Raw genomic sequence first — 2,412 nt, 5'->3', positions numbered from 1 at the left:
CTGCTCGCTCATCTTGCCGTTCTCGAAGGTGATGACCCGGTCGCAGCACTCGAGCCAGGCGAGGTCGTGCGTGGAAACCACCACGGTCTTGCCCTGCGCTTTGAGCCACGGAACCAGCGTACGGAAGAAGTACTCGCGCTTCTCCGGGTCCTGGTCGGCCACGAACTCGTCGAGCACCAGCACGTTGCGATCCTCGAGTAGCGCAATCGCCAGCGCCAGGCGGCGGCGCTGGCCGGCCGACAGGTCGAGCCGGCTGATGCCCTCGCTCCGGATCTGCGTGATGCCGGTGAGGCCCACCCTCTCGATCATCTCGTCCGCCGCCTCGGGCGTCACGTGCTCGAGGCCGTAGAGCTGCCGGAACACGTGGAACTGCGTGAAGATCGCCGAGAACTGGGCGCGGTAGCCGTCCATGTCCTCGGGCGCCAGCACACGGCCGTCGATCGCAATCTCGCCCGCCGTGGGTTCCAGCAGGCCGCACAGCACGTTCATGAAGGTGGTCTTGCCGGAGCCGTTGCTGCCGACGAGGAACAGCACCTCCCCGGCCTTGAGTCCGAAGTCGAGCGGCCCCAGCGCGAAGCTGCTGGTCTCGCGCGAAGCATAGCGCGTCTCGATGTCGCTGAGCGTGATCGTGCGGAATGGCGGCGCCCTGTCGACCACATTGTAGGTTGACGGCTTGTCCACTGTCCGTTCGATGGCATCGAGTTCGCGCGCCAGGTCATCGATGCGGAAATAGGAGACGAGCGTTCCGATTACCGAAGGGTAGCTCGACACGATCTGCTCGAAGGGCGTGAGCGAGAATAGCACGAGGGTCAGGAGCTGGAACGTCACGACCGACTCGGTCTTCACCAGATAAGGTACGAGGAAGACGATGCCGGCGAGAAGCAGAAACTTGAGGCCGTTCACCGCCGACTCGCCCGTCTCATAGATGACGTTCACCCTGATCAGCAGTTGCCGCAGTCGCTCCAGCACGCGTCCGAGGTCGCCCCGGAAACTCTGTCTGCGCCACTGGTGGAGCCGCAACTCGCGGAAGCCGCGCAGCATCTCCGACACGCGCTCGAAATAGGCAACTTCCAAAGCGCGCGCGTCGTCGTTGAGTTGCGCCATCTTCTTCTGCTGCAGGTGATAGGATAGCGATCCCCCTATCATAACAAGAACAGCGAACAAGCCCGCGATCCAAGAGTAGTAGAACACCTGCGGAATGGCGATGCACAGGAAGATGACCGCGGGAAGCAGGTTGAGAACGGTGCTTGTAAAACCCGCGACGGCACTGACGTCGGTGGTGAGGATGTGATAGATCGCGCCATGCTCGCGGCGATCGACGAAGCTCGGCTGCGTCTTGAGCAAGCCCCCGATCAGTTTCAGGCGTACGTTGTTGACGACCTGCGTCGTCACGACGGTGACGAGGATCTGATACAAGAAGGAGGCAGCAACGACGATTACGAAAGTCAGAATGAAGAGGGGCAGCCAGTAGGAAATTGTGACATTGACCGGAGACGCGGCCGCCTTGTTGACGACCATCATCACCCAGTCGCGCGATAGGCCGGCGACCAAGGCTAGGAACATCACAAGATACTTCAGCCGCTGAGGCGCATTCGACCACAGGAACTTCAGCATAAGGGCTAATTGATTGAAGGACAGATTCACGGAAATGACGCCAGATCTACCTGTTTCGGGACTTGTTTACCGGCAACGCAACCTTGCCGAATTTCGCGGCACTTGATAGACACACTCGCGCACGCCCACAATAGGCAGTTTATTTGAGTGATCACCCCGCCTGCCACTGAAGTCCCGGCATGACGACAGACCGAGCGAGGCAGCCGCTGATCCTGTCAGCCGCCGATCATCGATTTGCCCGCACCCTCATGCAGTTGCTGCTCTCGGCCGAGCGCCAGGGAGAGGACAGGCGTGCCCGCTGGGTGGTTTACGACCTGGGACTTTCCGACGCAGACCGGCGCCGGATCGAGGCCCGCTTCCCCTGGGTGACGCTGAGGCCCTTCCCCTTCGCGGATTATCCCGCCCATGTAGCAGTCGAAAGCGGCAGTTACGCCTGGAAACCCCTCATCATCCGCGAGGCCGCGAAGGACCACGTGGGGCTGGTATTCTGGTTGGACAGCGGCACCATCCTCAAGGCTCCGATCGACGAGGCGCTGCAGGCTGTGGAGAGACAGGGGTTCTGGGGCCTGCGCAGCCAGATGCCGCTGGCCCAGAAGTGCGACCCGCGCGTCCTGGAGAGTCTGGAGGTGCCTCTCGAGGTGCGCCACGTCCGGGAATACGCCGCGGGTGCGGTGGGCTTTGACCTTGCCACCCCCCTGGGGCGTCACCTCGTCGCGTACTGGGCTGGCCATGCCCTGATTGCCGATCACATCGTTCCCGAGGGCTACGCCGCCTTCCACAAGCACGACCAGGCGCTGC

The 2,412-nt window shown here is 62.3% G+C and carries 2 protein-coding genes; one reads left to right on the top strand and one right to left on the bottom strand.

From position 1 onward, the window contains the following. Window positions 1–1,563: ATP-binding cassette domain-containing protein (locus WCJ41_RS21550; protein ID WP_336907892.1), on the bottom strand; the 1,563-nt coding region annotated here is incomplete at its 3' end. Window positions 1,564–1,793: 230 nt separating this feature from the next. Here WCJ41_RS21550 and WCJ41_RS21545 point away from each other — a divergent pair. Further along, on the top strand, window positions 1,794–2,412 hold a 619-nt coding region (locus WCJ41_RS21545; RefSeq protein WP_336907891.1), incomplete at its 3' end, for a DUF1647 domain-containing protein.

The sequence above is a fragment of the Aestuariivirga sp. genome, from assembly GCF_037139295.1.
Classification (GTDB): Bacteria; Pseudomonadota; Alphaproteobacteria; order Rhizobiales; family Aestuariivirgaceae; genus Aestuariivirga.
This window is presented reverse-complemented; position numbering and strand designations above follow the sequence as displayed.